Origin of the sequence: Marivita lacus, assembly GCF_014637725.1 — a bacterium.
In the GTDB taxonomy this organism is placed as follows: domain Bacteria; phylum Pseudomonadota; class Alphaproteobacteria; order Rhodobacterales; family Rhodobacteraceae; genus Marivita; species Marivita lacus.
The window spans coordinates 60705-82589 of sequence record NZ_BMFC01000013.1; the positions used below are offsets into that span (position 1 = coordinate 60705).

Below are 21885 nucleotides of genomic sequence, written 5' to 3' on the forward strand. Positions count from 1 at the left end.
AACAGCGACCTTGCTGACCGCGCATCCGACCCGTGTTCTGACCATCGGCTGCAGCTGCATAAACCGCTTTCAATTCGATCATTTCCAGTCACGCAACCCCGGCACTGAACATCACTTCGTCAGAACGCTGTTCGATTGGAACATCGTGTCACTGGCGGGCACGGAAGCCATCCTGCGTCACGCGGTGAATGGCACGCTTTTGAGCGCGCTTCAGGATGTGTCCGGGTTTCGTGTCGAATGGGATGTGCTTCTGTTTCACAATCAGCTTCCCGGCGTGTGCTTTTACCACGAACAGGACATTGCCCGAAGCTTTGACGATCCGGCACAGAAAATAAGCCTGATCAACAAGCTGACCCATCAGGCCGCGCCTTTTCTCGCACCCGACTATCCGGGTCGCACCCATCTCGTCTGGTCGAACATCCAACCCAACCTGCCGGATACCGTGCACAACGTCACGCCGTGGGCGAGCTTCCAACTGACGCTCGACCGGCATGGGACGATCACGGCACTGGGGAGCAAGCTGTTCGGGGCCGACACCGGTTTTTCATTTCTCACCATGGCAGCGGATGTTTCGCCAGAGTTGATCGGGGCAGCGGACGTGCATGTGATCGACCTGCCCCGCGGGCCTGATTACGAAGGTCCACCCAGCCTCTACGACTCTCTTCTCGCTTGTATCGTCACACGGACACACCCCTGAAGCTCTGGACGACTGGGATGGTTTGTCGCTTTCCCTTGCTCGCTCGCACAGCTAAACCCTGTGCCATAGCGGAGGCTCAGATGACGAAGATCACCCCACAACCCGGAATCATGGATATTGCGCTGTATGTCGGCGGGAAATCGCATGTCGACGGCGTATCCAACGTGGTGAAACTCAGCTCGAACGAAAACCCGTTCGGGCCAAGCCCCGCCGCGCAGGAAGCTGTGCGGCGTTCGGTGCACGAACTGCATCGCTATCCGTCGACTGACCACGCCGCGCTGCGCGGTGCCATTGCCGAGGTTTACGGCTTGAACGCGGATCAGATCATCTGCGGTGTCGGCTCGGACGAGATCCTCACCTTTCTCTGCCAGGCCTATGCCGGGCCGGGCGACGAGGTGATCCACACCGAACACGGATTCGCGCTTTACAAGATCGGAGCGCTGGCTGCTGGCGCGACCCCGGTGGAAGTGCCCGAACAGGACCGCGTCACCGATGTGGACGCGATCCTTGCAGCCTGCACCGACAAGACCAAGCTGGTGTTCATCGCCAACCCCAACAACCCGACCGGCACGATGATCGGACTGGCCGAGGTGGAACGCCTTGCCGAAAACCTGCCACCGCAGACCCTGCTGGTGCTCGACGGAGCCTATGCCGAATTCGTCGATGGCTATGATGGCGGCGCCGGTCTTGTCCGGGCGCGCACCAATGTCGTGATGACCCGCACCTTCTCCAAGATTTACGGCCTCGGTGGGCTGCGCATCGGCTGGGGTTATGGACCGCAAGAAATCATCGACGTGCTCAACCGCATTCGCGGACCGTTCAACCTGTCGGGAACTGCTTTGGCCGCTGCCGAAGTGGCCGTGCGCGATACCGCCTATGTCGAAAAATGCCGCCTTGAAAACACCCGTCTGCGCACATGGCTGGCCGAAGCTCTGGCCGAACATGGCGTCCCTTCGGACACATCTATGGCGAATTTTGTCCTTGCAAGGTTTGCAGATACGGCCGAAGCGGAAGCCTGCAATCTTTACCTTCAAAAGCAGGGCCTGATCGTTCGGCAGGTCGGATCGTACAACCTGCCCTTCGCCTTGCGCATCACCGTCGGTGACGAAGCAAGCTGCCGCCGGGTAGCCCATGCCGTTGGACAGTTCAAGGCGGGCGCGCGATGACCCCGATCTATGACCGGGTTGCTCTGATCGGACTGGGGCTGATCGCGTCTTCGATGTTCTGGTCGATGAAACGCAGCGGTCTGGCTGGGCATGTCACAGGCTATGCGCGCAGTGTCGAAACCCGCGACACCGCACGCCGCATCGGTTTGTGCGACACGGTCTGCGACACGCTTTCCGACGCGGTGCAGGATTCCGATCTTGTCGTTCTGGCCGTACCCGTGGGTGTGATGGGTCAGCTTGCCGCCGATATCGCGCCCTACCTCAAACCAGGCGCGACCGTCACCGATGTCGGGTCGGTCAAGGCGCAAGTGATTGCGGATGTGGCACCCGTCATCCCCGAAGGCGTCCATTTCGTGCCTGCGCATCCTTTGGCGGGCACCGAGCATTCCGGTCCCGAATCGGGTTTTGCGACGCTGTTCGACAACCGCTGGTGCCTGATAGTCCCTCCAGAGGGCAGCGAACCCGAGGCGGTCGAGACGTTGTCTCGGTTCTGGCGCGGGCTCGGGTCGAACGTCGATGTCATGGATGCCGATCATCACGACCTGGTACTTGCGGTCACGTCGCATTGCCCCCACCTGATCGCCTACACGATGGTCGGCGTTGCCGATGATCTGCGGCGTGTCACCGACAGCGAGGTGATCAAGTATTCTGCCGCCGGCTTCCGCGACTTCACCCGCATCGCCGCATCCGACCCGACCATGTGGCGCGACGTGTTCCTGACGAACAAGGACGCCACGCTGGAAATTCTCGGCCGGTTCACAGAAGAACTGTTTGCCCTGCAGCGCGCGATCCGGCAGGGTGACGGTGCGCTCCTGCACGAGTACTTTACCCGAACCCGCGCAATCCGGCGGGGCATCATCGAAGCGGGGCAGGATACCGCGGCTCCGAACTTTGGACGATCTGGATAGGGCGATTGATGCGTGTAACGAGCGTTCTGGTGTGTGTGTGGATCATCATGGCAAAAGTGGCGATGGCCGCGCCCGACACGTCTTTGCGCCCGGTGGCCCGCGCAATCCCGACCGCGGCGGCGGTAGCCTCTCCTGGTGACATCCGACCAGTGATGCGCCCAGACCTGCACGAAGCAACGCTTGTCCGCCAATTGACGCGACAGTTCGAGCAGGAAGCCGATCCGGGGTTTCAGCGCGCGCTCGCAAGCCAGGATGACCTTGGTGCGCGCACCTTTGCCGCCGTCTCCCCGCAAGCGACCGGGCTGTCGATCCGCCCGACCCTGCGACCTGACAGGATGGTTCAAAGGGTCATGGCACAGCGCAACGCCCGCGCGAGGGGGGCCATCTGCGGCGATCCCGACATTCAAGGCGAAACGGTTGGCTTTGTTCCGGGCCGTCTGTCGGCCTGCGGAGTTCAGGACGCAGTGCGTGTGCGGTCCGTGTCAGGTATTCCTCTAAGCCAGGAGGCGATGATTGATTGTCCTACCGCCAAGGCGCTCAAAACTTGGGTCGACAAGGGAATGAAGCCCGCCATCGGAACTACCGGCGGCGGCGTGGCGCAGATCAGGGTCGCAGCGCATTACGCCTGCCGTACGCGGAACAATCAGCCCGGCGCAAAGATCAGCGAACATGGCAAGGGCCGAGCCATCGACATCTCCGGGTTTCGTCTGCGCGACGGGTCCGAGATTACTCTCTTGCAGGATTGGAACCGGCGCGATACCGGCTCAATGCTTCGCATCATGCAGCAGCGCGCCTGCGGAATTTTCGGCACTGTGCTAGGCCCGGACTCGGATCGTTTCCACAAGGATCACTTCCATTTCGATAGTGCCCGCCATCGCGGCGGTGCGTTCTGCCGCTAAGGCTATTGGTACGACCTGACAAGGCTTTCAGCGACCAGCGCCCAGCCATTCGCAACGACAAAGAAGGCCAGTTTGAACGGAAGCGACACGATCGCAGGGGGCACCATCATCATGCCCATCGACATAAGCACGGCGGCGACCACCAGGTCTATGATGAGAAACGGCAGGAAAATCAGGAATCCAACCTGAAATGCCCGCGACAGTTCGGACAGCAGGAAGGTCGAGATCAGCACCGACAGCGGCGTCTCGGGACTGGGTTCCGCAAGATAAAGATCAGACCTAATCCTGGCCATCGTCTCAAAAGTCTTGGGATCGATCTGAGCTGCCATGAAGATGCGAAATGGCTCGAACCCAAGTCGGAACCCTTCTTCAACACCGATTTCTTCGTCCAGAAGCGGTCGTATTCCCTGCTCCCAAGAATCAATCAGAACCGGTTCCATCACGAAGAATGTCAGGAAGAGGGCGATGCTGATGATCAGCATGTTCGGTGGTGATTGCTGCAATCCGATGCCTAGTCGCAAGATCGACAGCACTGTCACTATGAAGGGAAAACAGGTCACCGTGACCACGATCCCAGGCGCAATGCTCAAAACGGTGATCAGTGCGATCAATTGCAAGGTCGTGGCAGTGATCGAACCGCCATCACCAAAATCCAGCGACAGGTTCTGGGCCGATGCGCCGGTCACCGCAGCAAAAAGGATCAATACCGCGATGAGGACAACACGTCTCATCTCCTAGACGCCGGATGCGCCAAGATCGTTCACATCGACCAGCCTAACGCAAAGCTGGCCCTGCTGCTCACCGGTCTCCGCGATCTCGAGTACCCCTAATCCGATCAGGCGATCCCCGACATAGAGCTCGACCATGTCCTCGACCCGCTTGTCGAGGATCAGGACAGACCCCTCCTCAAGGCGCAGCAAATCCCGTACAAGCGGTCGCGCGCGCCCGACCGAGACCGTGATTTCAATCGGAACATGGGTGAAGGCCGCATCGGTCTTGCGGGCGTCGGGGGTTTGGGTCGAGCTATCCATGGGCACGCATCTCCGTCTGGTCATGAAGCACTGCGTGCACCGCCTTCGTGATCTGGGCCGTCACATCCGAAAGGTCCACTGACAGTTCCTTGCGCCCAAGCCGCATATCCGCACGGCCTTCGGGAACGGCCGCGGCTTCGACCACCTTGATCGGCAGGCTGGTCGCGGCACCGTTCACCAGTTGGGACACACGTTCCGCAGACCCCGGAGCGACAGCGATCTCGATCTGGACCGGCCCCATATCCCGGGCGATGCGGGTCAGCTGGTCGGCGACATGGGCACCGAGCGTTTCTCGGGCCAGAGAGGGCAGAATCTTGTTCAGGATTTCATCAAATAGCGGGCTGATATTGGACAAGATCTGTGCGTGAACATCATGGTAGGTGAATGACAAATCCTGAAGGTTTTGAACCACCCCATCGGCCAGCTGGGTGCCTTCATCGGTCTTGGCCTTGATCGCGTCGTCCCAACCCGCGCGATACCCCTTGTCGAAGGATTCCAACCGTTCGGTTTCCAGAGTTTCATCCGAAACGGAGTGGGCCGCGTTGGCCAGGGCGGGTGTGCCGAAATCCTCCAAATATGCAGAAAGGGAGGTCATCTCGCGTCTCCTGGTCTTGGATCATCCAGCCAGCTGCGCAATACTTCGACCGTCTCACTGCGCCGTTCCTCGATCAGGTTCTTCAACCGTGCAACAGCGTCTTCGGTGCTCAGAGCGTCCGGCTGAGCGCCACGGTCAGAGAGCATCGGGAGGCCATTGTTGCCCATGTCAGGTTCAATCGTGCCGCTCAGTACTGGTAGGTCTCCCGCCTGTTCAGACGCGAAGGACGGTGTCATCAAGGCGGGCATCGTCGCTGTCTGCCGTCGAGGCAGGAGCAAAGGGCGGATCACGAAAACACCTAAAATGAGCGCAACCACGGCCAGCACCCCGAGCTGCAGAAGGCTCATCATGTCGAGCTGACCAGTAAACAGACGCGGTTCCGCGGGCAGCGACCCGATGGTTTCCAGGGGCTCGAACGAGAGGGATTTGAGGGTGATCACGTCCCCACGGCTTTCATCGTAGCCGACCGCCGACGCCACCAAATCCCTGAGTGCGGAAAGCTCCGCCTCAGGCACCGGCACAAACGAAGCAGCGCCCTTGGCATCCGTCTGGAGTGTCCCGTTGACCATGACCGCGACGGTCAGCCGCTTGATGGCGCCCGGTGCCTTAAGGATTTCCCGCGTTGTCTGTGACACTTCAAAATTCAGACGCTCACGTGTTTCGGCGGTCTGGCGCGTCTCGGTTTCGGTTCCCGCCGCATCGCCATCGGGCAGGTTGGACGCGACCGTGACAGCGCCAGAGCCAGCGTTTTCGGATTGTTCCGAGCGCTCTTCGCTGTCGGAACTTATGACAAAGCGGCTTTCCGGATCAAAGCGACGCTCCGTGATCGATTCGGTTTCGGTGATCGAATCGATGCTGACCTCCACAACCGCATTGCCGCGCCCTACCCGAGCTTCGAGTAGCCGCAGAACCCGGTCGCGCAACAGGTCGCTGCGGTCTTGGTCGCGCGCCGTGCTGGTCATGTCAGCGTCGTCCGACAACAGGCCTAGTTGGGCATCGACCAAAGCAACATCCTGCGGCACAAGACCCGCCACCGCGGAGGCAACGAGGTGGCGTATCGCTTGTGCCTGAGCCGGGTCGATTGCGCCCGAACGCGCGGTGACGTGCACAGAGGCGCTTGGAGCAAGGTCGCTGCGAAACGCATTTTCACTTCCAGTGGCGATATGGACCCGAGCCGAGAGGATCTCGGGGGATGACACGATTGTTCGCGCCAGTTCACCCTCTTTCGCGCGCAGGTAAGCTGCATCGAACATCTGCGATGTGGTACCGAAGCCCGACAATGTATCCAACAGTTCGTACCCTTGACCGGACGAGGCCGGCAGACCTTCTGTCGCAAGCGTCAGACGCAATTGATCACGAGTCGCGGCAGACACGAGAATGGATGTGCCTTGAACCTCGAACGGAACGCCCTTCTGCTGCAGGGATTGAACGACCTCGCCTGCTGAAGCCGCGTCAAGCCCAGCGTACAAAAGCGTCATGCGAGGCTGGGCCACAAGCCGCGACATGCCCAAGACGGCCAGAAATATGGCGACCGTCGATCCGACCACGATCGCCTTTCGCGCATTGGACAGTCCTCGCCATACCGGAAATATGTGCTGCACCGAAATCCTCCGAATTCAAAACATCCTGTTTCGTCGATGCCCCCGTTATTGCGCGTTCGTGTTAACAATCGGTTAGTGCGTGCAGGCTAAAACAATCCCGGAATCAAGGGACGGAACTGTCATGGCATCGGTTGACCCATCAGAAGAAGACAGCGGCGAAGGCACGCGGAAATCGCCGAAACTCGGCTTTTTTCTGTCAGTCGTTCTGTGTCTTGCAGGGGCGGGATTGGGATTTTTTTCTATATCCAGCGGGTTGGTATCCTTGAGTCACGCTGGAACTGACAAGGCCAAGTCACATGGTGCGCCCACGGTTGCACCCGACGTCGCGTTCGTTGAAATCCCGACGCTCATCGTCACGTTGCCACCCGGGGCAAGGAATGAGCATCTGCGCTTTACCGGATTGATCGAGGTGCCGACTGGTTACGAGGACGAGGTTATGTTTCTGATGCCGCGAATACAGGACGTCCTGAACGGGTATCTCCGCGCCTTGACCATCGAAGATATCGAAGGCGCGGGAGCACTGTTCAGGATAAGGCTGCAACTCTTTCGCCGCATCGTCATGGTTGTCGGCCTCGGTAAGGCCAACAGTCTTCTTGTGACAGAATTCATTCTGAATTGAGGACCTGAAATGGAATTTGTAGCAGATGTCTTGCTTGTCGCCGGAGCGCTTGGAGCGGGGCTCTATTGCTTTGTCCTTTCCCGTAGGCTGACCCGGTTTACGGACCTTGAAAATGGTGTTGGTGCGGCTGTTGCGGTGCTGTCGGTTCAGGTAACCGATCTGCAAACGGCCCTGCAAAATGCACAGAAGACTGCAATTCACTCGAGCGACAGCCTTGAGGACCTGACCCGCCGTGCGGAAGACGCGGCGAAGCGTCTGGAACTGATGGTCGCCTCTTTACATGATCTGCCGCCCAATAGCCCAAGGCTCGACGCGCCTCCCGCAACAACCGGTCCTGTGTTTTCCCGGCATGCCGGAGGTGCAGGATGACACGCGTTCAAGAGGAATGCACAATCCGCAAAGGTCGCTCGCGCACAGGCACCTTGGCTATCATCGGCGCATTTCTGGTTTTGTCGGCGGGTCTGCGACTGGTGACCGAGGCGGGTCAAGTCATCGCCAGCGAGGGTGTGGCACCGGACAAAACAACCGACACTTCCCAAGCAACCTCCATGGATTTGGCGCGTCCAGATGACCTGAACGCCGCATTTGAGGCGATCAGAAACCGCGAGGCGCGGCTGATAGAACGCGAAGCGGAAATCAGCGAACGCGAAGCCACCCTCGCTGCAGCCGAAGACGCGATTGACGCGGAATTGGTCTTGCTCGAAGAGGCCGAAAAAAGCCTGCGCGAAACGATCTCGCGTGCTGCAGAGGCGGCAGAAGACGATCTATCTCAGTTAACGGCGGTCTACGCCAATATGAAGCCAAAACAGGCTGCGGCGCTGTTCGAGCAGATGGATGCGACCTTTGCCGCAGGTTTCCTTGGGAGAATGGCGTCGGACAGTGCTGCGAGGATCATGGCTGGAATGACCCCCGAAAAGGCCTACGAGATCAGCGTTGAACTGGCCGGTCGCAATGCAAGCATTCCACTTGACTGATGTTTGCGGAGCCAGAAAAAACATAGGCGAGCGCAGACCGGGAGACTTTCTGACTAGAAGTCGCTGAAATGCACAGCAAGCACATCATACATCGACCGCACAGAAAACTCTGCACGGTGGGCCTTGATGACCGCGCACTTTACTGTTTCTCATGGAGAACGCGAAGTTCAGGGTTCGCCTCTATCGCAGCACGCTTCTCCGCCAAGGCTGTTGATTTTCACTCAGAACTGAGCCTTTTTTCACCGAGAAGTGAGCCACCTTTGATTATGTGGTTTCGGTTCATGCTGGGGTCAAGCCATATGTTGTTTTCTTCTTTGCAGCAGATGCCGCAGCTGAGCTTGCTTTGAAGCGGAAGCTGTCGTTTCCGGTTTCAAGAATGTGACAGCGGTGGGTCAGGCGATCAAGCAAGGCGGTTGTCATCTTGGCATCACTGAAGACTGTGGCCCATGCGCTGAAACTGAGGTTGGAGGTGATCACCACGCTTGTGCGCTCGTAAAGTTTGCTGAGCAGGTGGAAGAGCAGCGCCGCGCCTGACGCGCTGAACGGCAGGTAACACAGCTTGTCCAGGATCACGAGGTCGAGCTTGGTCATGGCTTCCGCGATCTGCCCGGCCTTGCCCTTGATCTTTTCCTGTTCGAGGATGTTGACCAGTTCGATGGTCGAGAAGAAGCGAACCTTCCGGCGGTGGTGCTGGATAGCCTGGATGCCGAGTGCCGTTGCGATATGAGTTTTGCCGGTGCCCGGGCCGCCGATCAGGACGACGTTTTGGGCACCGTCCATGAACTCGCAGCGGTGCAGAGTCCTGACAGTGGCTTCGTTGATCTCGCTGGGGGCGAAGTCGAATCCGGAGATGTCCTTGTAGGCCGGGAAACGGGCCGGCTTCATGTGATAAGCGATCGACCGGACCTCGCGTTCGGCCAATTCGGCCTTGAGAAGTTGCGACAGGATCGGGATGACAGCTTCAAAGGCCGGCGCTCCTTGCTCGATCAGATCGGTGACGGGTCACGCCGGAGGCATGCTTTCAGCACGACGCCATGCCATACATTTTGAGGCTGCGCAGCATGATGACGATGGCACCGGCGGCGGGGTAATGACGCATGGTGGCCTCCGGCGATCTGGGTCCGGAAACCATCATTGTGTTCGACATTGGCCTTGGGTTCGCTGCGCAGGGCCAGTGCCTGCGGCGTATCCAGTGGCGGTCCGTCGATCATCTTGCCGTCGACCAGCCGGTGCAGCAGGTTCAGCACATGGGTTTTGGTCGGCACGCCCTCGGACAGCGACAATTCGACCGCGGTGAGCACCGCTTGTTCGTCGTGGTGCAAGACGAGGGCGAGAATATCCACCATCTCGCGATCACCACCGGGCTTGCACAGCAAACGCTGCTAACCAAGCATTCAGCGCAGCGAGGTCTGGAAAGTCCGTCATACCTTGCAGCATCTGATGGCGGGCATCGCGAACGTTCTTCTCGACTTGGCCCTTCTCCCATCCGGCCGCCGGATTGCAGAAGTCGGGCTCATAGACATAGTGGTTCGTCATCGCGAGGAAGCGCATGTTGATCTGTCACTCCTTGCCGCGGCCGACACGATCCACCGCCGTCTTCATGTTATCGTAAATGCCCCGCGCAGGCACACCACCAAAGACCCGGAACGCGTGCCAGTGGGCATCGAACAGCATCTCATGCGTCTGAAACGGATAGGCACGCATCAGAAAGGCCCGGCTGTGCGACAGCTTGATATGCGCCATCTGCAACTTCGTGCGCTCGCCACCCAGAACCGCGAAGTCTTCGCTCCAGTCAAACTGGAAGGCTTCGCCAGGATCAAAATGCAGCGGCACAAAGGTCCCGCGCCCCGTCGTCTGCTGTTCACGTTGCCGATCTGCCCGCCACGATCGTGAAAAAGCCGCCACCCGGGCATAAGACCCGGTGAAGGCAAGCGCCACAAGATCGGCGTGCAACTGCTTCACTGTGCGTCGCTGTTTACGCAGCTTTCCGGCTTCAGTCTTCCGCCAACCCGCCAGCTTCTCGGCAAAGGGATCAAGCTTGCTCGCCAGTTCCGGCGTCGCGAATTTTGGCTCGATGGTGTTCGCCGCCAGATGTTTGGTCACTGTCTTCCGCAACTCGCCTGTCAGCCGCGCGATCTCGCGGATCGACAGCTTCTGCCGGTTATGCATCCGATGGATGATGTTCAAAAGTCCCATGTGGATTACTGCGTCCCCCCCGCTGCTTTCTGCTTTGGGGGTAGGTTCACATGGCTCAGTTCTCAGTGAAAATTATCCGCCTTACCGGCTCAGTTCCGGGTGCAAATCAACACTCCTGCGGACATCCCGAGAAAACGAGACAATCCTTTCCTCCTCTGATAAAAATTTACAAAAGGACATCCCGACCTGCTGATGGACAGCGTTCGTTTCACAGAATTTACGTTTCAGCGGCGCGCAAGGCGCCTCGTGCGGGGCGACGAAGACATCGCCATCGGAGCGCGCGCCTTTGATCTTCTCGATCTTCTGATCACCTGCCGGGACCGCGTCGTCGGACGGGACGAGATCATGGCGGCGGTCTGGCCGGATACCGTTGTCGGCGAGAACAACCTGAACGTCCAGGTCGCCAATCTTCGACGGCTTTTGGGGGTGGGTGCGATCGTCACGGTGCCGGGACGCGGCCTGCGTTTCGCGCTGGAAGTCGCATCGACCGGTCCACTGGCTCTGAGCCTTCCCGACCGGCCCTCGGTTGTCGTGTTGCCATTCGCGGATCTCGGCGGAGATCCCACGATGTCCTGGCTCGCCGACGGCTTTGTCGAGGATATCACGACCGAACTGTCCCGGTTCCGCGACCTCTTCGTTGTGGCGCGCAACTCGGCCTTCATCTACCGGGCCATGCCGCGCGATCTCAGGGTCATTTCGCGCGAACTGGGCGTCCGGTACATCGTCGAAGGCAGCGTCCGCGCCACGGCCGAACGTGTGCGCGTCACCGCACAGCTGATCGACGCCCACACCGGACGGCATGTCTGGGCCGAGGTCTTCGACCGCGACCTTGTCGGGCATTTCGACACGCAGGCTCGGGTGGCGCAGGCCATCGTGACCTGTCTCGCTCCGCAGATCGACCGGGCCGAGGCCGAGCGCATCCGCACCGCCGCGCCCGAGGACCTGACCGCGCATGGCATAGCGCTGCGGGGCTGGTCCATGGTCTCGGCCGGCGACATGGCCTACGATCCCGTCCCGCGCGAAAAGGCAGCGGAGCTTGCCCGGCAAGCGCTGGACCTCGATCCGACCTCGGGCCTCTCCTGGCGCGTTCTGGCCTGGGTCGCGTGGTGGAACATTTATCACGCCACGACACCCTGCGTGCCCGACACGCTCGCCGGAGGCATCGATGCGGCCACCAAGGCCATCGCCGCAGATCCGACCGACCACCATGCAAGGCGGCTCAGGGCGCTTCTGCACTTCATGAACCAGGATGCCGAGGTGGGCCTGCCCGAGCTTCGCCAGGCGCATGAGATGAACCCGAACTGCGCGGTAACGCTGGCGTGGCTTGGCCTCTACGAGGGTTTCCATGGTGATGCCGAACGCGGTGTGCCGCTGGCCGAGGCCGCGCTGCGCCGCTCTCCGCGCGATCCCTCACGCGGCTCTCTCCTCGCCGCACTTGGCTTCTCGCAATTCGCCGTGCGCAACTACGACGCGGCCGCACAGGCGGCGGAGGCGGCGCTGGCGGAGGCCGTGGGAAGCGCCACGCCCCTGATCCTCGCCGCAATCGCCTGGGTCGGCGCGGGGCGCATCGATCGGGCCGAGGTGGCCTTCGCACGGGTCGCCGAGATCGCGCCGACCCTCGTCGAGGCGCGCCTTGCGGGCCGCTGGCTCTCCTCTAACCCCGACTACCTGGCGCGTGCGCACACCTTCTTCCGCATCGCCGCGGGCCTCAGCCCGGCCGACGCGGCCAAGATGCTCAGGTAGCTGCGGCGCCTCCGATTTATATCTTTTTAGCCGCACTGGGTGACGCCATTGCCCCGGTCGCGCCACCCTCACAGAGGACGGGATGGCATCACGCCGGAGCCCGCCATGGGGGAGAAAACACAATGCCATTCTACCTATACCAGTTGGCTTATTCCGGCGATGCCATCAAGGCGATGGTCGCCGACCCGAGCGACCGCGAAGCGGCTGCGCGCAAGCTTGTCGAGGCGCTTGGCGGCAAGCTGCATCACCTGTTCTTTGCGTTTGGACAGTACGACGTTGTCTGCCTGATTGAAGGCCCGGACGACATGTTCATGATGGCGGGCGCTGCGGCCGTCGGCTCGGCGGGCACGGTCTCGGCCTCGGCAACGACAAAGCTGATGACTTCGTCCGAGGCGATGGCAGCCCTTAAGAAGGCCGGAGAGGTCACCGGTGCATACAAGCCGCCGCACGGGTAGCTTGTTCCAGTCGGCGCCGATCAAGAGAGCCTAAGCACTCGACCGGTTCGGGCGGCGGCGCTTCGACAGATCCAGCGCGGGCCGCAGGCTGGCGCGCACCTTGTCGCCGGATCGCCCCAAGGAGCCGGTGACCAGCGGTGTTTCTAAAGGTGAAGGCATGAACGAACAGGATCACGACTGGATCACGCTGCACCGGGTGCGCTTTGCCGCGCCGATCGCCGCTCGGGACAACAGCTTTTCCCCGGTAGGGGGCGCGTCGGTCTGGCGGTTCTGCCCGCAGCACGTGCCCGGCGCGGATGCGCTTACGACCCTGACCTCGGAGATCTGGGGCGGGTTGGGGATCTGGGATCGTCGAGCGGAGGCCGAGGCGATGCTTGCTGATCAGGGCGCGGCGATACCCTGCCTGGCCGAAGCCGAGGCGATGCTCGAAGCGGCCTATCAGGACGGACGCCACCGCGCCCGGATGGAGCAGAACCGCGCAGGCTTGATGTTCGACCACTCGTCCTTCACCCGCCTGCGCGCGCTTCACAGCCAAGGCGACTGGGAAGGAGATCCATTTGCTGAATTGCAGGAAGGTGCCATGACATGACGCTCGAAGACGAGTTGCATGGGTGGCTTGAACACATGGCACGGTCCTATGCGGTCGGCGATGCCGCCGCTTGTGCCAGGATGTTCAGCGAAGATGCTATGCTGCACTCGCCCTTCGCGCCCCCTGCCCACGGGCGGGCCGAGATCGAGATCCTGCATCGGGACTGGACCCGGACGGCCACGGCAAAACGCTTCGACATCCTGTCTTTCGGCGGCTCGGGCGACCTTGCCTGGATACTTGCCAGGTTCTCCGAAGGCGATACCGGTACGGGCACCACGCTGGCCGTCCTCGACCGAAGCGCAGGCACCGGCTGGCTCTGCAAGGCGTGCAGCCTGAACGAAGAACAGATCTGAATGCTGCACCCGTCAACCGCGCCGGATGCGAGATCCAACAAGCAAAGGGTGAGACGCATGCCAACCGACAGTATCGCCGCCACGGCGACCGCCTATACCGCTGCCTGGAATAGCGGTTCGGCCGAAGCAGTTGCGTCATTCTACGCCGAGACGGGCGGCATCGTCATCAACCGGGGCACGCCCTGGGAGGGGCGCGCGCGCGTTCAGGCCATGGCCGAAGGATTTTTCGCTGATGTGCCCGACTTGAACCTGACCTGTGACGGGGTGCGCATCGCGGGCGATCACGTTGCCTTTCTGTGGACCTTCACCGGCCACCATGCCGAAACGCGCAACCCGGTGCGGATAGCAGGCTGGGAAGAATGGGATGCGGACGCCGATGGCAAAGTCGCCGCCTCGAGAGGCTGGTTCGACGCCGAGGATTACGCCCGGCAGGTGGCGGGATGAGCGACCCCTTCGCAAATGTCGACGCGGCGTCCCCGGAGTTCATCGAGATCATCGCAACCGCGCTTGAAGTGCGCGCGGCGGACCCCTCCATGTTGCCCGTGATCGACGGTTTTCTCGACCGGCTTGCGCCGCCCGACGGCGGCCTGATCGTCGATATCGGTTGCGGGACCGGCGGTGTGACCCGGCGCATCGCCGACCGCTTCGGGCGCGCCAATGTGCTCGGTGTGGAGCCGTCCGCCGCCTTGACCGGCAAAGCCTGGTCGCTGGCTGGCGACCATCCCAACCTAAAGTTCCGGAATGGTGACGGAGCGGCGCTCGATCTCGCCGATGGCAGCGCCGACATCGCCATCCTGCACACTGTGCTGTCGCATGTGGCCGATCCGTCTCCGCTTGTCATGGAGGCCACGCGCATCCTGCGCCTAGGCGGCACACTGGTGGTCTGCGATGCAGATTTCTCGAAGGCCGCACTGGGCCTTGCGCCCGGCGATCCGCTGGACTCCTGTGCCCGGGCTTTCGTGGCCGGATCTGTGACGGATGCCTGGCTGACGGGCAAGCTCAAGCCGCTGGCTCGTGCTGCCGGGTTGACGGTCGCGCATTTCGATACCGCAATACGCGTCGTTACGGACGGAATTGGTAACCTCGTCTGGGTCAGGATGGCGGCTGCGCGCTTCGTGACCGAAGGCGTGATCGGCCAGCCGCTCGCCGATGCGCTCGAGGCTGAATATCACCGCCGTGCCGAGGCCGGGACGCTTTACGGCTTCCTGCCCTTTGTGACGATGATCGCCGTGAAAGCTGAGAGATGAGGATGCCTTGCCATAGGATGTGCGGCAGCCTTTGCGCGGAGAATGACGCATGACAAACGCCACAAGGCACATGGCCAATGCCATGCCGATCCTGCACCTGACGGAGGGCGCGGACGGCATTTCGCACTTTTCGGACCTGCATGTTTCCCTCCGCTCCGGCGGTTTCGCCCCGCCCGCGCCTCCAATGCCGGTTTCTGACACTGAGCCGGCGACGGGTGTTCGCTACCTCGTGCTTCCCGCTGGATGGGTGGCGCGCGGCATCCCTCACCGCGCCGGCAGGTCGCGTTTTGCCTGTCGGGCCGTCTTCGGGTCGATGCGGGCGATGGCGCGGTGAGGGAGTTTGGCGCAGGCGCGATCTGGCGGATGGAGGACGTGGCCGGGTCGGGCCACACGACGACCGTGCTCGGGGACGAAGACGTGCGCCTGGCAATCGTGCAACTGCCATCGCAACCCGGCGACCCAATCCCGAAGGAGACCTAATGAACATGATCCAAAAGAGTGTCCGGCAGTTTCACGAAGCCTGGGACTTGCGCGATCCCGACCGTGGTGCTGCCATCATCGCGCCGAACTGCCGGTTCGAGGATGTGGCGCGTGACGAGGCGCAGATCGGCCCCGACGACTATCGAATGGACTATCAGCGCTGGCGGGCCGCTTTCCCGGATGGAGAGGTCAAGGTCGTCAATGTCCTTACCGGTGGCAATGGACCCGACGGCTGGGGGGGCGAGTTCCTCAATCGCGGCACCCAGTTCGGAAACCTTCACTCGGGCCTCGAGAATTTCCCGCCCTCCGGGCGCCGGATGGAGGTCCGCTATTGCTCTGTCATGCGCGTAGAGAACGGCAAGGTGGTCGAGGGTCGTGATTATTACGACAGCGCCACCATCGCACGGCAACTCGGGTTGGTCGAATGAGACCCGTCGGCCATGAAACAGGGGATACCTGATGCGCTTTCCCACCTTCTTCGATGCCATGCCCGCCCTCGATGTACCGTTTCCCGAGGATGTGGTCACCTCCCATGCCGTTTGCTCGGATGCGGGGCTGGTGGCCTTCTTCCGCTTCCACAAGGACATGGACCTTCCGCCCCACGCGCACGGGCCCCAATGGGGTACTGTGATCGCGGGGGAGATCGTCTTCACCATCGGTGGCGAGACGCGGGCCTATCGACCCGGTGACAGCTACGACATCCCTGCGGGTGTCGAGCACGGCGCGCGGATACGCGCCGGCACGATCGTGGTCGACGTCTTCGCAGAGGCAGACCGCTATCCGTTGAAGGCACGCTGAGATGGCTGTCGATATCGCCCGCGCAAAGACGCCCGAGGACCTTGATGCCGTTCGGCTGTTGATCCGCGACTTCTTCGCATGGGCCATAGCCCATGTGGCGGAGGACGGGAAATCCCCGAACGACTCCGTCTTCGCGAATCTCGACGCCGAACTCGCAGGTCTTCCAGGTCGGTTCGGTCCGCCGTCTGGCTGTCTGCTTCTGGCGAAGCTTGACGGCGCGCCGGTCGGCTGTGTCGCCTTTTACGGTCAGGATGCGACCACGATGGAGATCAAGCGCATGTTCGTACGTCCCGAGGCCTGGGGGAAAGGCGTCGGCAGACGGATGCTGGAGATGCTCCTGACCGAGGCAGCGGCCGCCGGATATACCCACTACCGCCTGTCCACTCACTACAAGCTGCATTCGGCCCAGGCGCTCTACCGCCAAGCCGGATTCCGCGAGGTGCCCGGTTCTAAGGATTTCCCGGGCATCGTGGAGGGCGTCGACATCTGCATGGAAATGACCCCGGTCCACGATGCCGCGAAGGAGAACCGCCTTGCCTGACACGCTCGACCCGTTCGTCCACCATCCCGAACTGCGCGACCGGATCGCAGATCCCGAAACCTCGCTTTTCCGGACCTTCCGGGCCGAGCATCTCATCGTGCAAGAGCCGCATCTGCGGGACTGGGTGTATCCCGAAGCACGGCGCGAAGCGATCCGCGCCGAGGCGCTGGCCGGCCACTCGGGCGACCTGTGGGTCTTCGGCTACGGGTCGCTGATGTGGAACCCGGCGCTGCGCTTCACCGAGGTGCGGCGCGCGCATGTCGCGGACCATGCCCGACGCCTGATCCTCGTTGAATATCGGGGCGGCCGCGGAACGATGGAAGCGCCGGGCCTGATGGCGACGCTGGACGCGGGCGACGGCTGCGATGGGCTGGCCTTCCGGATCGCCGCCGTGGATGTTGAAACCGAGACCGATATTCTCTTTCAGCGCGAAATGCTGGCGCCCGGCTATCTCGCCCGGTTCATCCCGGCGCGGATCGGCGATGAGGAGGACCGCGTGCTGACCTTTCTCGCCGATCACGACGTGCCCGATGTCCGCCCCGACCTGACCCACGAGGAACAGATTCGCTACGTCGCCCACGGGGCGGGCGATCTCGGCACCAGCCGCGACTACCTGGCCAGCATCGTCGGACATCTGGGCGAACTGGGCATCGTCGACCAGTCTTGCACCGACCTTCTGAACGCGGTGGACACCTATCTCGCGGCGACTGCCGAAAAGGAGCTTGCCCCATGACCGCCCTCGTCCCCTTTTTCGACGGCCACAATGACTTCCTCCTGCGGCTGATGAAGACGCCCGCGCCGCGCGAGGAGACCTGGCTCGGCGCCAGTGGCCGGGGGCACCTCGACCTTGCGCGGATGAAGGCCTCGGGCTTCGCGGGCGGCCTTTTCGCGATCTTCGTGCCGCCGGCGTCCGATGGCCCGCCGCCGGACTTCAAGGTGCTGATGGCAGACCCGCCCTACGCGCTGCCCATGCCGCCCGAGATGACGCACACGCAGGCCCAGCCCGAGGCATTGGCGATGGCCGGATTTCTGCACTGGATGGAGCGGGCGGCGCCGCAGGATTTCCGCGTCTGCCGTTCTGTGTCCGAGATCCGAACTGCCATGGAGGCAGGCATCATTGCGGGCGTCATGCACATGGAGGGGGCGGAGGCCATCGGCCCGGACCTCGACGCGCTCCACCTTTTCCACGACATGGGCCTGCGGTCGCTCGGCCCGGTGTGGAGCAGGCCCACGATCTTCGGTCACGGCGTACCGATGACCTTTCCCGGCACGCCGGATACGGGACCCGGCCTCACCGGGAAGGGCCGCAACCTCGTCCACCTCTGCGATGAACTCGGCATCCTGATCGACCTGTCGCACCTGAACGAGAAGGGGTTCGACGACGTGGCTCGCGTCTCAAGCAAGCCACTCGTGGCCACGCATTCCAACGCGCATGCGCTCTGCGCCAGCCCGCGCAATCTGACCGACCGGCAGCTCCACATGATCCGCGAGCGCCGCGGCATGGTGGGCTTCAACTTCGCGACCTTCTACCTGAACGCGGACGGCCGGGCCGATAATGGCACGGTTTGGGACACGATGCTTCGCCACCTCGACCACCTGATCGCCGAGGCGGGCGAGGATCACGTCGGACTCGGCTCGGATTTCGACGGCTGCGTCGTGCCGGACCTGATAGGCGACGTGACCGGAGTTCCGCTTCTCTTCGAGGCGATGGGTGCGCATGGCTACGATGCGCCGCTCCTCGGCAAACTCGCGCGCGACAACTGGCTCGCCTGCCTCGACCGTTGCCTTCGCTGATGCGCGGGAGAGGCGACATCGCAAACCCGCCGCCAGGCTTCACAAGGTGTGACAGGTGGAGCTTTACCATGCCCGCCAGCCAGCCAGCCAGCCAGCCAGCCAGCCATCGGCATCACAGGAACGAAGGAGACTGCAATGAAGAACCAGGAAGAAACCCTTGATCCCTCCGACTGGACGGAGGTGCGCGAGCTTGCGCATCGCATGGTCGAGGATGCCGTCCGTCACCTTGACGAAGTGCGCGAGCGTCATGTCTGGCAGCCGATCCCCGAGGAGGTGCGGGCGCGGTTCCGGACGCCCCTGCCGACGGGACCGCAGCCCTTGGGCGACGTCTACGAGGAGCTGCGGGAGAACATGCTGCCCTATGCAATGGGCAACATCTATCCGCGCTTCTGGGGCTGGTACATGGGCTCGGGGAACTTCACCGGCGCGCTCGGCGACTTCCTTGCCGCCATCGACGGGTCCAATCTCGGCGGCGGGTCGACGGCGGCGGCCATGATCGACATGCAGGTGATCGACTGGTTCAAGGAGATGATGGAGTTCCCGCCGACAGCCAGCGGCACGCTGACGAGCGGCGGCTCCATGGCAAACCTCCTGGCGCACACCATCACCCGCAACATGATGGCGGGCGTCGACGTGCGGGCCGAGGGCATCGTGGGCATCCCCCGACCCTTGCGCTTCTACGCCTCCGACCAGGTCCACAGCTGCCACCAGAAGGCGCTGGAGACGCTGGGCCTGGGGGCGCGGTCGCTCCGCATGGTCGCGTCCGACGAACGGCAGCGCATCGACCTGTCGGCGCTCGAGGCGGCGATCGCGGAGGATCGGGCGGCGGGCGTCGCGCCGGTCTGCGTCATCGGCACGGCGGGCACGACGAACACGGGCGCTACCGACGATCTGAAAGCGCTGGCCGCCCTATGCCGGCGCGAAGGCCTTCGCTTCCACGTCGATGGCTGCATCGGCGCCTTCTTGAAGATCGCCCCGGAGAACCGCGCCCTCGTGGCGGGGATCGAGCTGGCCGATTCCGTCGCCCTTGATCCGCACAAGTGGCTGCACACGCCCTTCGAGGCGGGCTGCGTGCTGGTGCGCGACGCCGACCGGCATTTCGAGGCGTTCGAGATGCACGGCGAGTATCTCCAACTCCAGACCCGAGGCATGATCGCGGGAAAGTTCCTGGCCGACTACGGGCTGGAACTGAGCCGCGGCTTCAAGGCCCTGAAGATATGGATGTCGCTGAAGGAGAACGGTGCGCCCAAGCTCGGGCGTCTGATCGACCAGAACATCGCTCAGGCGCGCCATCTCGAGGGGCTGATCGCCGCCGATCCGCGACTCGAACTCGTGGCTCCCGTCGACCTCAACATCGTCTGCTTTCGCTATGCCGGTGGTCTGAAGGATGAGGTGGCCCTCAAGGAGGTCAACACCGAGATCATGCTGCGCATCCAGGAGTCAGGCTTTGCGATCCTGTCCGACACCACCGTCGCCGGCCGCCATTGTCTCAGGGTTGCCATCAACAACCACAGGACAACCCGGCAGGATCTGTCGGTCCTCCTTTCGGAAGTCCTGCGGACCGGAGCGGGGGTTGCACACGAGCGGGCGCGGTCGGCAGCTACGGTTTCGACTGTTGGCAAAAAAACCCCCATTATCCACGAAAGAAAAGCTGAAGGCGCATGAGGCCTGCGTCCGACAGCTTCGCGGACAATGCCGCCGGTCACTTCAACAGGGATGGCTTCCACTTCCACGACGGTTGCAACCATTGCTCGAACTGGCCAATGTCCGAAAATATCAATACGGATCGCTACTCATTCGGAAGTCGAAAGTTGGGTCAAGCTACGTGCCCAGCTCTGGGGCGACACCTCGCTCGACAAACATTGGGACGAAGCTGCGGCGATGCTCGCCAAGTCTCCCGATGAATGTGTCGACTTATTGGACGTCGTCGATGGTGAAGCCATCCGTGCATTCGCTGAGGCAGCTTTGCGTCGTGATCACGTTAACGGATGCGAGACTTCGCCCGTTGTTTTTCTCGAAGGTATCCTCGCAGACATCGGCTTTGAGCGCGGCCTCGAGACGTGTTCGCCTGAAAAGACGGTCTGGCGCCGAGGGCCAGTCGGCGTGATCATTTCCGCTGCTGCCCGAAGCGTCTCCATTTCGCTTTCCTGATGACATGTTCTCAGCGTTGAGAACCGGATGCTTTGGCTCTGATTGGGATTGCCGCAGCACAAAGACATCCGTCATCGCCGGCCAGCAAGTCAGGAAGTCCGGGCCGAATTACCCGACATATGAGCAGGTGGTGACATAAGGTGTTTGATCACCGCGCACCGGCTCCGCACGGGTTCCATAACCAGATGCACATCGTTCGACGTCAAAATCCACGATAGGTGAGACATGTCGAACCGAATACGGAAATACGGGCATTCCCAGCCACGCGCGGTCGCTGGCTCGAGGAGCGACAGGAGCGCATCGGCAAACCGACATGACCGTGACGGGATGGAGCGAATACGCGCTGGATTTGGCGGCATTCTTCCTGACGCATTCCGTGCCTCTGCGCCAGTCGCTGCGACCATGGCTGCAGGCCCGGCTTGGTCGGGCGGGCTTCTCTTTCGGCTATTCTTTTTTGTCGCTCGCTGTCCTTGCTTGGCTGATCACGGCGGCAGGACGGGCGCCCTTTGTTCCGGCCTGGCGCTGGGAAACGTGGCAGAACCATGTGGTTCTGGCCGCCATGTTGCCGGTTTGCCTGATCTTGGGACTCGCCGTTGCGCAACCGAAATCGTTTTCCTTCGGCGGCGCGCGCAACGCTGGCTTTGATCCCGCCCGTCCCGGCTTCGTGAGACTGACGTCGACGCCGTGCGATGGGCGAAAGCTGGAACCGGCTCGACCACGCCCGCCGTCAGGCCCCGGCCTTGCCGCCCCCGGTCTCTTGGACAGGGACGGCCCTTCGCCTCACCCTAGGCATGGTGCTCTATCTTGCGCTTCTTTCGCTGCATCCCTTGCTCTTCGGGGTGAACCCGTTGACTTGATGGGCTCGCTGAAGAAGCCGCTGCACCGTCAACTGTCCGCCTTCGCCATTAACCGAAGGATATGGCGGGCAAAGAGCCATGTGACGGGAATGCCCAACACCGCGCCCCCCAGCACTGATTGCAACGGTGTCAGCACGGGCCAGCCGATCCACGACCATATCAGCGAGGCGAAGAACAGGTTGACGGCCATC

General features: G+C 62.1%; 27 protein-coding genes and 3 pseudogenes. 23 read left to right on the plus strand and 7 right to left on the minus strand.

All coding sequences use genetic code 11. The features are described from left to right. Positions 1–10 precede the first annotated feature (10 nt). The 4 genes from IEV82_RS18890 to IEV82_RS18905 all read left to right on the plus strand — a co-directional run bounded on the left by IEV82_RS18890 (position 11) and on the right by IEV82_RS18905 (position 3670). Complete coding sequence (locus tag IEV82_RS18890) at positions 11–697, plus strand: hypothetical protein (RefSeq protein ID WP_188483640.1); 687 nt, start codon at positions 11–13, stop codon at positions 695–697. A gap of 80 nt (positions 698–777) precedes the next feature. Further along, complete coding sequence (gene hisC / locus IEV82_RS18895; RefSeq protein ID WP_188483641.1) at positions 778–1863, plus strand: histidinol-phosphate transaminase; 1086 nt, start codon at positions 778–780, stop codon at positions 1861–1863. Next, positions 1860–2771: a prephenate/arogenate dehydrogenase family protein gene (locus IEV82_RS18900; RefSeq protein ID WP_188483642.1), complete on the plus strand. Its 912-nt coding sequence runs from the start codon at positions 1860–1862 to the stop codon at positions 2769–2771. Before hisC ends, IEV82_RS18900 begins: the two co-directional genes overlap by 4 nt. A gap of 8 nt (positions 2772–2779) precedes the next feature. Then, positions 2780–3670: an extensin-like domain-containing protein gene (locus IEV82_RS18905; RefSeq protein WP_188483643.1), complete on the plus strand. Its 891-nt coding sequence runs from the start codon at positions 2780–2782 to the stop codon at positions 3668–3670. Positions 3671–3672: 2 nt separating this feature from the next. On the opposite strand, the gene fliP is transcribed toward IEV82_RS18905, so the two are convergent. The 4 genes from fliP to fliF are packed head-to-tail and all read right to left on the minus strand — an operon-like array spanning position 3673 to position 6897. Further along, a complete protein-coding gene (fliP, locus tag IEV82_RS18910; RefSeq protein WP_188483644.1) occupies positions 3673–4401 on the minus strand; it encodes a flagellar type III secretion system pore protein FliP in 729 nt (242 codons plus the stop codon). Between the two features lie 3 nt (positions 4402–4404). Next, positions 4405–4701: a FliM/FliN family flagellar motor switch protein gene (locus IEV82_RS18915; RefSeq protein ID WP_188483645.1), complete on the minus strand. Its 297-nt coding sequence runs from the start codon at positions 4699–4701 to the stop codon at positions 4405–4407. Further along, complete coding sequence (locus IEV82_RS18920; RefSeq protein ID WP_188483646.1) at positions 4694–5296, minus strand: FliH/SctL family protein; 603 nt, start codon at positions 5294–5296, stop codon at positions 4694–4696. The genes IEV82_RS18915 and IEV82_RS18920 overlap by 8 nt, the downstream gene beginning before the upstream one ends. Continuing rightward, positions 5293–6897 carry a flagellar basal-body MS-ring/collar protein FliF gene (fliF, locus tag IEV82_RS18925; protein ID WP_188483647.1) on the minus strand — a complete coding sequence of 535 codons (1605 nt, stop codon included), beginning with the start codon at positions 6895–6897 and terminating at the stop codon, positions 5293–5295. The genes IEV82_RS18920 and fliF overlap by 4 nt, the downstream gene beginning before the upstream one ends. 121 nt (positions 6898–7018) lie before the next feature. Between fliF and IEV82_RS18930 the strand changes: the two genes are divergently transcribed. The 3 genes from IEV82_RS18930 to IEV82_RS18940 are packed head-to-tail and all read left to right on the plus strand — an operon-like array spanning position 7019 to position 8490. Continuing rightward, on the plus strand, positions 7019–7516 hold the full coding sequence (locus IEV82_RS18930; protein WP_188483648.1) for a flagellar basal body-associated FliL family protein: 498 nt from the start codon (positions 7019–7021) through the stop codon (positions 7514–7516). A 9-nt stretch (positions 7517–7525) separates the two neighbouring features. Beyond that, positions 7526–7885: a hypothetical protein gene (locus IEV82_RS18935; protein ID WP_188483649.1), complete on the plus strand. Its 360-nt coding sequence runs from the start codon at positions 7526–7528 to the stop codon at positions 7883–7885. Next, complete coding sequence (locus IEV82_RS18940; protein ID WP_188483650.1) at positions 7882–8490, plus strand: MotE family protein; 609 nt, start codon at positions 7882–7884, stop codon at positions 8488–8490. Before IEV82_RS18935 ends, IEV82_RS18940 begins: the two co-directional genes overlap by 4 nt. A 279-nt stretch (positions 8491–8769) precedes the next feature. Here IEV82_RS18940 and istB read toward each other — a convergent pair. Both istB and istA read right to left on the minus strand, forming a co-directional pair. Continuing rightward, positions 8770–9535 (minus strand): annotated as a pseudogene (gene istB, locus IEV82_RS18945) (IS21-like element helper ATPase IstB). A gap of 46 nt (positions 9536–9581) precedes the next feature. Beyond that, a pseudogene (istA, locus tag IEV82_RS18950) lies at positions 9582–10686 on the minus strand (IS21 family transposase); the annotation flags it as partial. Positions 10687–10932: 246 nt separating this feature from the next. On the opposite strand from istA, the gene IEV82_RS18955 reads away from it, so the two are divergent. The 16 genes and pseudogenes from IEV82_RS18955 to IEV82_RS24065 form a co-directional block, all read left to right on the plus strand. Further along, positions 10933–12429 carry a winged helix-turn-helix domain-containing tetratricopeptide repeat protein gene (locus IEV82_RS18955; RefSeq protein ID WP_188483651.1) on the plus strand — a complete coding sequence of 499 codons (1497 nt, stop codon included), beginning with the start codon at positions 10933–10935 and terminating at the stop codon, positions 12427–12429. Positions 12430–12551: 122 nt separating this feature from the next. Then, complete coding sequence (locus IEV82_RS18960; RefSeq protein WP_188483652.1) at positions 12552–12884, plus strand: GYD domain-containing protein; 333 nt, start codon at positions 12552–12554, stop codon at positions 12882–12884. A 157-nt stretch (positions 12885–13041) separates the two neighbouring features. After that, entirely contained in the window at positions 13042–13473 is a 432-nt protein-coding gene (locus IEV82_RS18965) for a hypothetical protein (RefSeq protein WP_188483653.1), read from the plus strand. Further along, positions 13470–13826: a YybH family protein gene (locus IEV82_RS18970; RefSeq protein ID WP_188483654.1), complete on the plus strand. Its 357-nt coding sequence runs from the start codon at positions 13470–13472 to the stop codon at positions 13824–13826. The genes IEV82_RS18965 and IEV82_RS18970 overlap by 4 nt, the downstream gene beginning before the upstream one ends. Positions 13827–13883: 57 nt before the next feature. Beyond that, the gene (locus tag IEV82_RS18975; protein ID WP_188483655.1) at positions 13884–14270 is read left to right on the plus strand and encodes a nuclear transport factor 2 family protein; all 387 of its coding nucleotides are present in this window, start codon (positions 13884–13886) and stop codon (positions 14268–14270) included. Next, positions 14267–15073: a methyltransferase domain-containing protein gene (locus tag IEV82_RS18980; RefSeq protein ID WP_188483656.1), complete on the plus strand. Its 807-nt coding sequence runs from the start codon at positions 14267–14269 to the stop codon at positions 15071–15073. The genes IEV82_RS18975 and IEV82_RS18980 overlap by 4 nt, the downstream gene beginning before the upstream one ends. Before the next feature lie 49 nt (positions 15074–15122). Then, complete coding sequence (locus IEV82_RS18985; RefSeq protein WP_188483657.1) at positions 15123–15407, plus strand: hypothetical protein; 285 nt, start codon at positions 15123–15125, stop codon at positions 15405–15407. Next, positions 15404–15553, plus strand: coding sequence for a hypothetical protein (locus IEV82_RS18990; RefSeq protein ID WP_188483658.1), 150 nt, complete (start codon positions 15404–15406; stop codon positions 15551–15553). The genes IEV82_RS18985 and IEV82_RS18990 overlap by 4 nt, the downstream gene beginning before the upstream one ends. A 5-nt stretch (positions 15554–15558) precedes the next feature. Further along, positions 15559–15981 carry an ester cyclase gene (locus IEV82_RS18995; RefSeq protein ID WP_188483659.1) on the plus strand — a complete coding sequence of 141 codons (423 nt, stop codon included), beginning with the start codon at positions 15559–15561 and terminating at the stop codon, positions 15979–15981. A gap of 31 nt (positions 15982–16012) precedes the next feature. Beyond that, the gene (locus IEV82_RS19000; protein ID WP_188483660.1) at positions 16013–16351 is read left to right on the plus strand and encodes a cupin domain-containing protein; all 339 of its coding nucleotides are present in this window, start codon (positions 16013–16015) and stop codon (positions 16349–16351) included. A gap of 1 nt (position 16352) precedes the next feature. Then, entirely contained in the window at positions 16353–16892 is a 540-nt protein-coding gene (locus IEV82_RS19005; protein ID WP_188483661.1) for a GNAT family N-acetyltransferase, read from the plus strand. After that, complete coding sequence (locus IEV82_RS19010; RefSeq protein ID WP_188483662.1) at positions 16885–17625, plus strand: gamma-glutamylcyclotransferase; 741 nt, start codon at positions 16885–16887, stop codon at positions 17623–17625. Before IEV82_RS19005 ends, IEV82_RS19010 begins: the two co-directional genes overlap by 8 nt. Next, positions 17622–18686 (plus strand): dipeptidase, encoded by a 1065-nt coding sequence (locus tag IEV82_RS19015; RefSeq protein WP_188483663.1) that lies wholly within the window; start codon positions 17622–17624, stop codon positions 18684–18686. Before IEV82_RS19010 ends, IEV82_RS19015 begins: the two co-directional genes overlap by 4 nt. Positions 18687–18821: 135 nt before the next feature. Beyond that, the gene (locus IEV82_RS19020; RefSeq protein ID WP_188483664.1) at positions 18822–20351 is read left to right on the plus strand and encodes a pyridoxal phosphate-dependent decarboxylase family protein; all 1530 of its coding nucleotides are present in this window, start codon (positions 18822–18824) and stop codon (positions 20349–20351) included. 27 nt (positions 20352–20378) lie between these two features. Further along, complete coding sequence (locus IEV82_RS19025) at positions 20379–20837, plus strand: hypothetical protein (RefSeq protein ID WP_188483665.1); 459 nt, start codon at positions 20379–20381, stop codon at positions 20835–20837. A 313-nt stretch (positions 20838–21150) separates the two neighbouring features. Further along, a pseudogene (locus IEV82_RS24065) lies at positions 21151–21390 on the plus strand (NnrU family protein); the annotation flags it as partial. 332 nt (positions 21391–21722) lie between these two features. Here the strand turns inward: IEV82_RS24065 and IEV82_RS19035 are convergent. Further along, on the minus strand, positions 21723–21884 hold the full coding sequence (locus tag IEV82_RS19035) for an NnrT protein (protein WP_229747926.1): 162 nt from the start codon (positions 21882–21884) through the stop codon (positions 21723–21725). Between the last annotated feature and the right edge of the window lies 1 nt (position 21885).

Coding starts and splice junctions, on each gene's coding strand:
- IEV82_RS18905 (WP_188483643.1), top strand. CDS start 2,780: ATGCGTGTAACGAGCGTTCTGGTGTGTGTGTGGATCATCATGGCAAAA.
- IEV82_RS18935 (WP_188483649.1), top strand. CDS start 7,526: ATGGAATTTGTAGCAGATGTCTTGCTTGTCGCCGGAGCGCTTGGAGCG.
- IEV82_RS18970 (WP_188483654.1), top strand. CDS start 13,470: ATGACGCTCGAAGACGAGTTGCATGGGTGGCTTGAACACATGGCACGG.
- IEV82_RS18940 (WP_188483650.1), top strand. CDS start 7,882: ATGACACGCGTTCAAGAGGAATGCACAATCCGCAAAGGTCGCTCGCGC.
- IEV82_RS19020 (WP_188483664.1), top strand. CDS start 18,822: ATGAAGAACCAGGAAGAAACCCTTGATCCCTCCGACTGGACGGAGGTG.
- IEV82_RS18965 (WP_188483653.1), top strand. CDS start 13,042: ATGAACGAACAGGATCACGACTGGATCACGCTGCACCGGGTGCGCTTT.
- IEV82_RS19015 (WP_188483663.1), top strand. CDS start 17,622: ATGACCGCCCTCGTCCCCTTTTTCGACGGCCACAATGACTTCCTCCTG.
- IEV82_RS19035 (WP_229747926.1), bottom strand. CDS start 21,884: ATGGCCGTCAACCTGTTCTTCGCCTCGCTGATATGGTCGTGGATCGGC.
- IEV82_RS19005 (WP_188483661.1), top strand. CDS start 16,353: ATGGCTGTCGATATCGCCCGCGCAAAGACGCCCGAGGACCTTGATGCC.
- IEV82_RS18975 (WP_188483655.1), top strand. CDS start 13,884: ATGCCAACCGACAGTATCGCCGCCACGGCGACCGCCTATACCGCTGCC.
- fliP (WP_188483644.1), bottom strand. CDS start 4,401: ATGAGACGTGTTGTCCTCATCGCGGTATTGATCCTTTTTGCTGCGGTG.
- IEV82_RS18900 (WP_188483642.1), top strand. CDS start 1,860: ATGACCCCGATCTATGACCGGGTTGCTCTGATCGGACTGGGGCTGATC.
- IEV82_RS18985 (WP_188483657.1), top strand. CDS start 15,123: ATGACAAACGCCACAAGGCACATGGCCAATGCCATGCCGATCCTGCAC.
- IEV82_RS18995 (WP_188483659.1), top strand. CDS start 15,559: ATGATCCAAAAGAGTGTCCGGCAGTTTCACGAAGCCTGGGACTTGCGC.
- IEV82_RS18920 (WP_188483646.1), bottom strand. CDS start 5,296: ATGACCTCCCTTTCTGCATATTTGGAGGATTTCGGCACACCCGCCCTG.
- IEV82_RS19000 (WP_188483660.1), top strand. CDS start 16,013: ATGCGCTTTCCCACCTTCTTCGATGCCATGCCCGCCCTCGATGTACCG.
- IEV82_RS18930 (WP_188483648.1), top strand. CDS start 7,019: ATGGCATCGGTTGACCCATCAGAAGAAGACAGCGGCGAAGGCACGCGG.
- IEV82_RS19025 (WP_188483665.1), top strand. CDS start 20,379: ATGCCGCCGGTCACTTCAACAGGGATGGCTTCCACTTCCACGACGGTT.
- IEV82_RS18960 (WP_188483652.1), top strand. CDS start 12,552: ATGCCATTCTACCTATACCAGTTGGCTTATTCCGGCGATGCCATCAAG.
- IEV82_RS18980 (WP_188483656.1), top strand. CDS start 14,267: ATGAGCGACCCCTTCGCAAATGTCGACGCGGCGTCCCCGGAGTTCATC.
- IEV82_RS18915 (WP_188483645.1), bottom strand. CDS start 4,701: ATGGATAGCTCGACCCAAACCCCCGACGCCCGCAAGACCGATGCGGCC.
- hisC (WP_188483641.1), top strand. CDS start 778: ATGACGAAGATCACCCCACAACCCGGAATCATGGATATTGCGCTGTAT.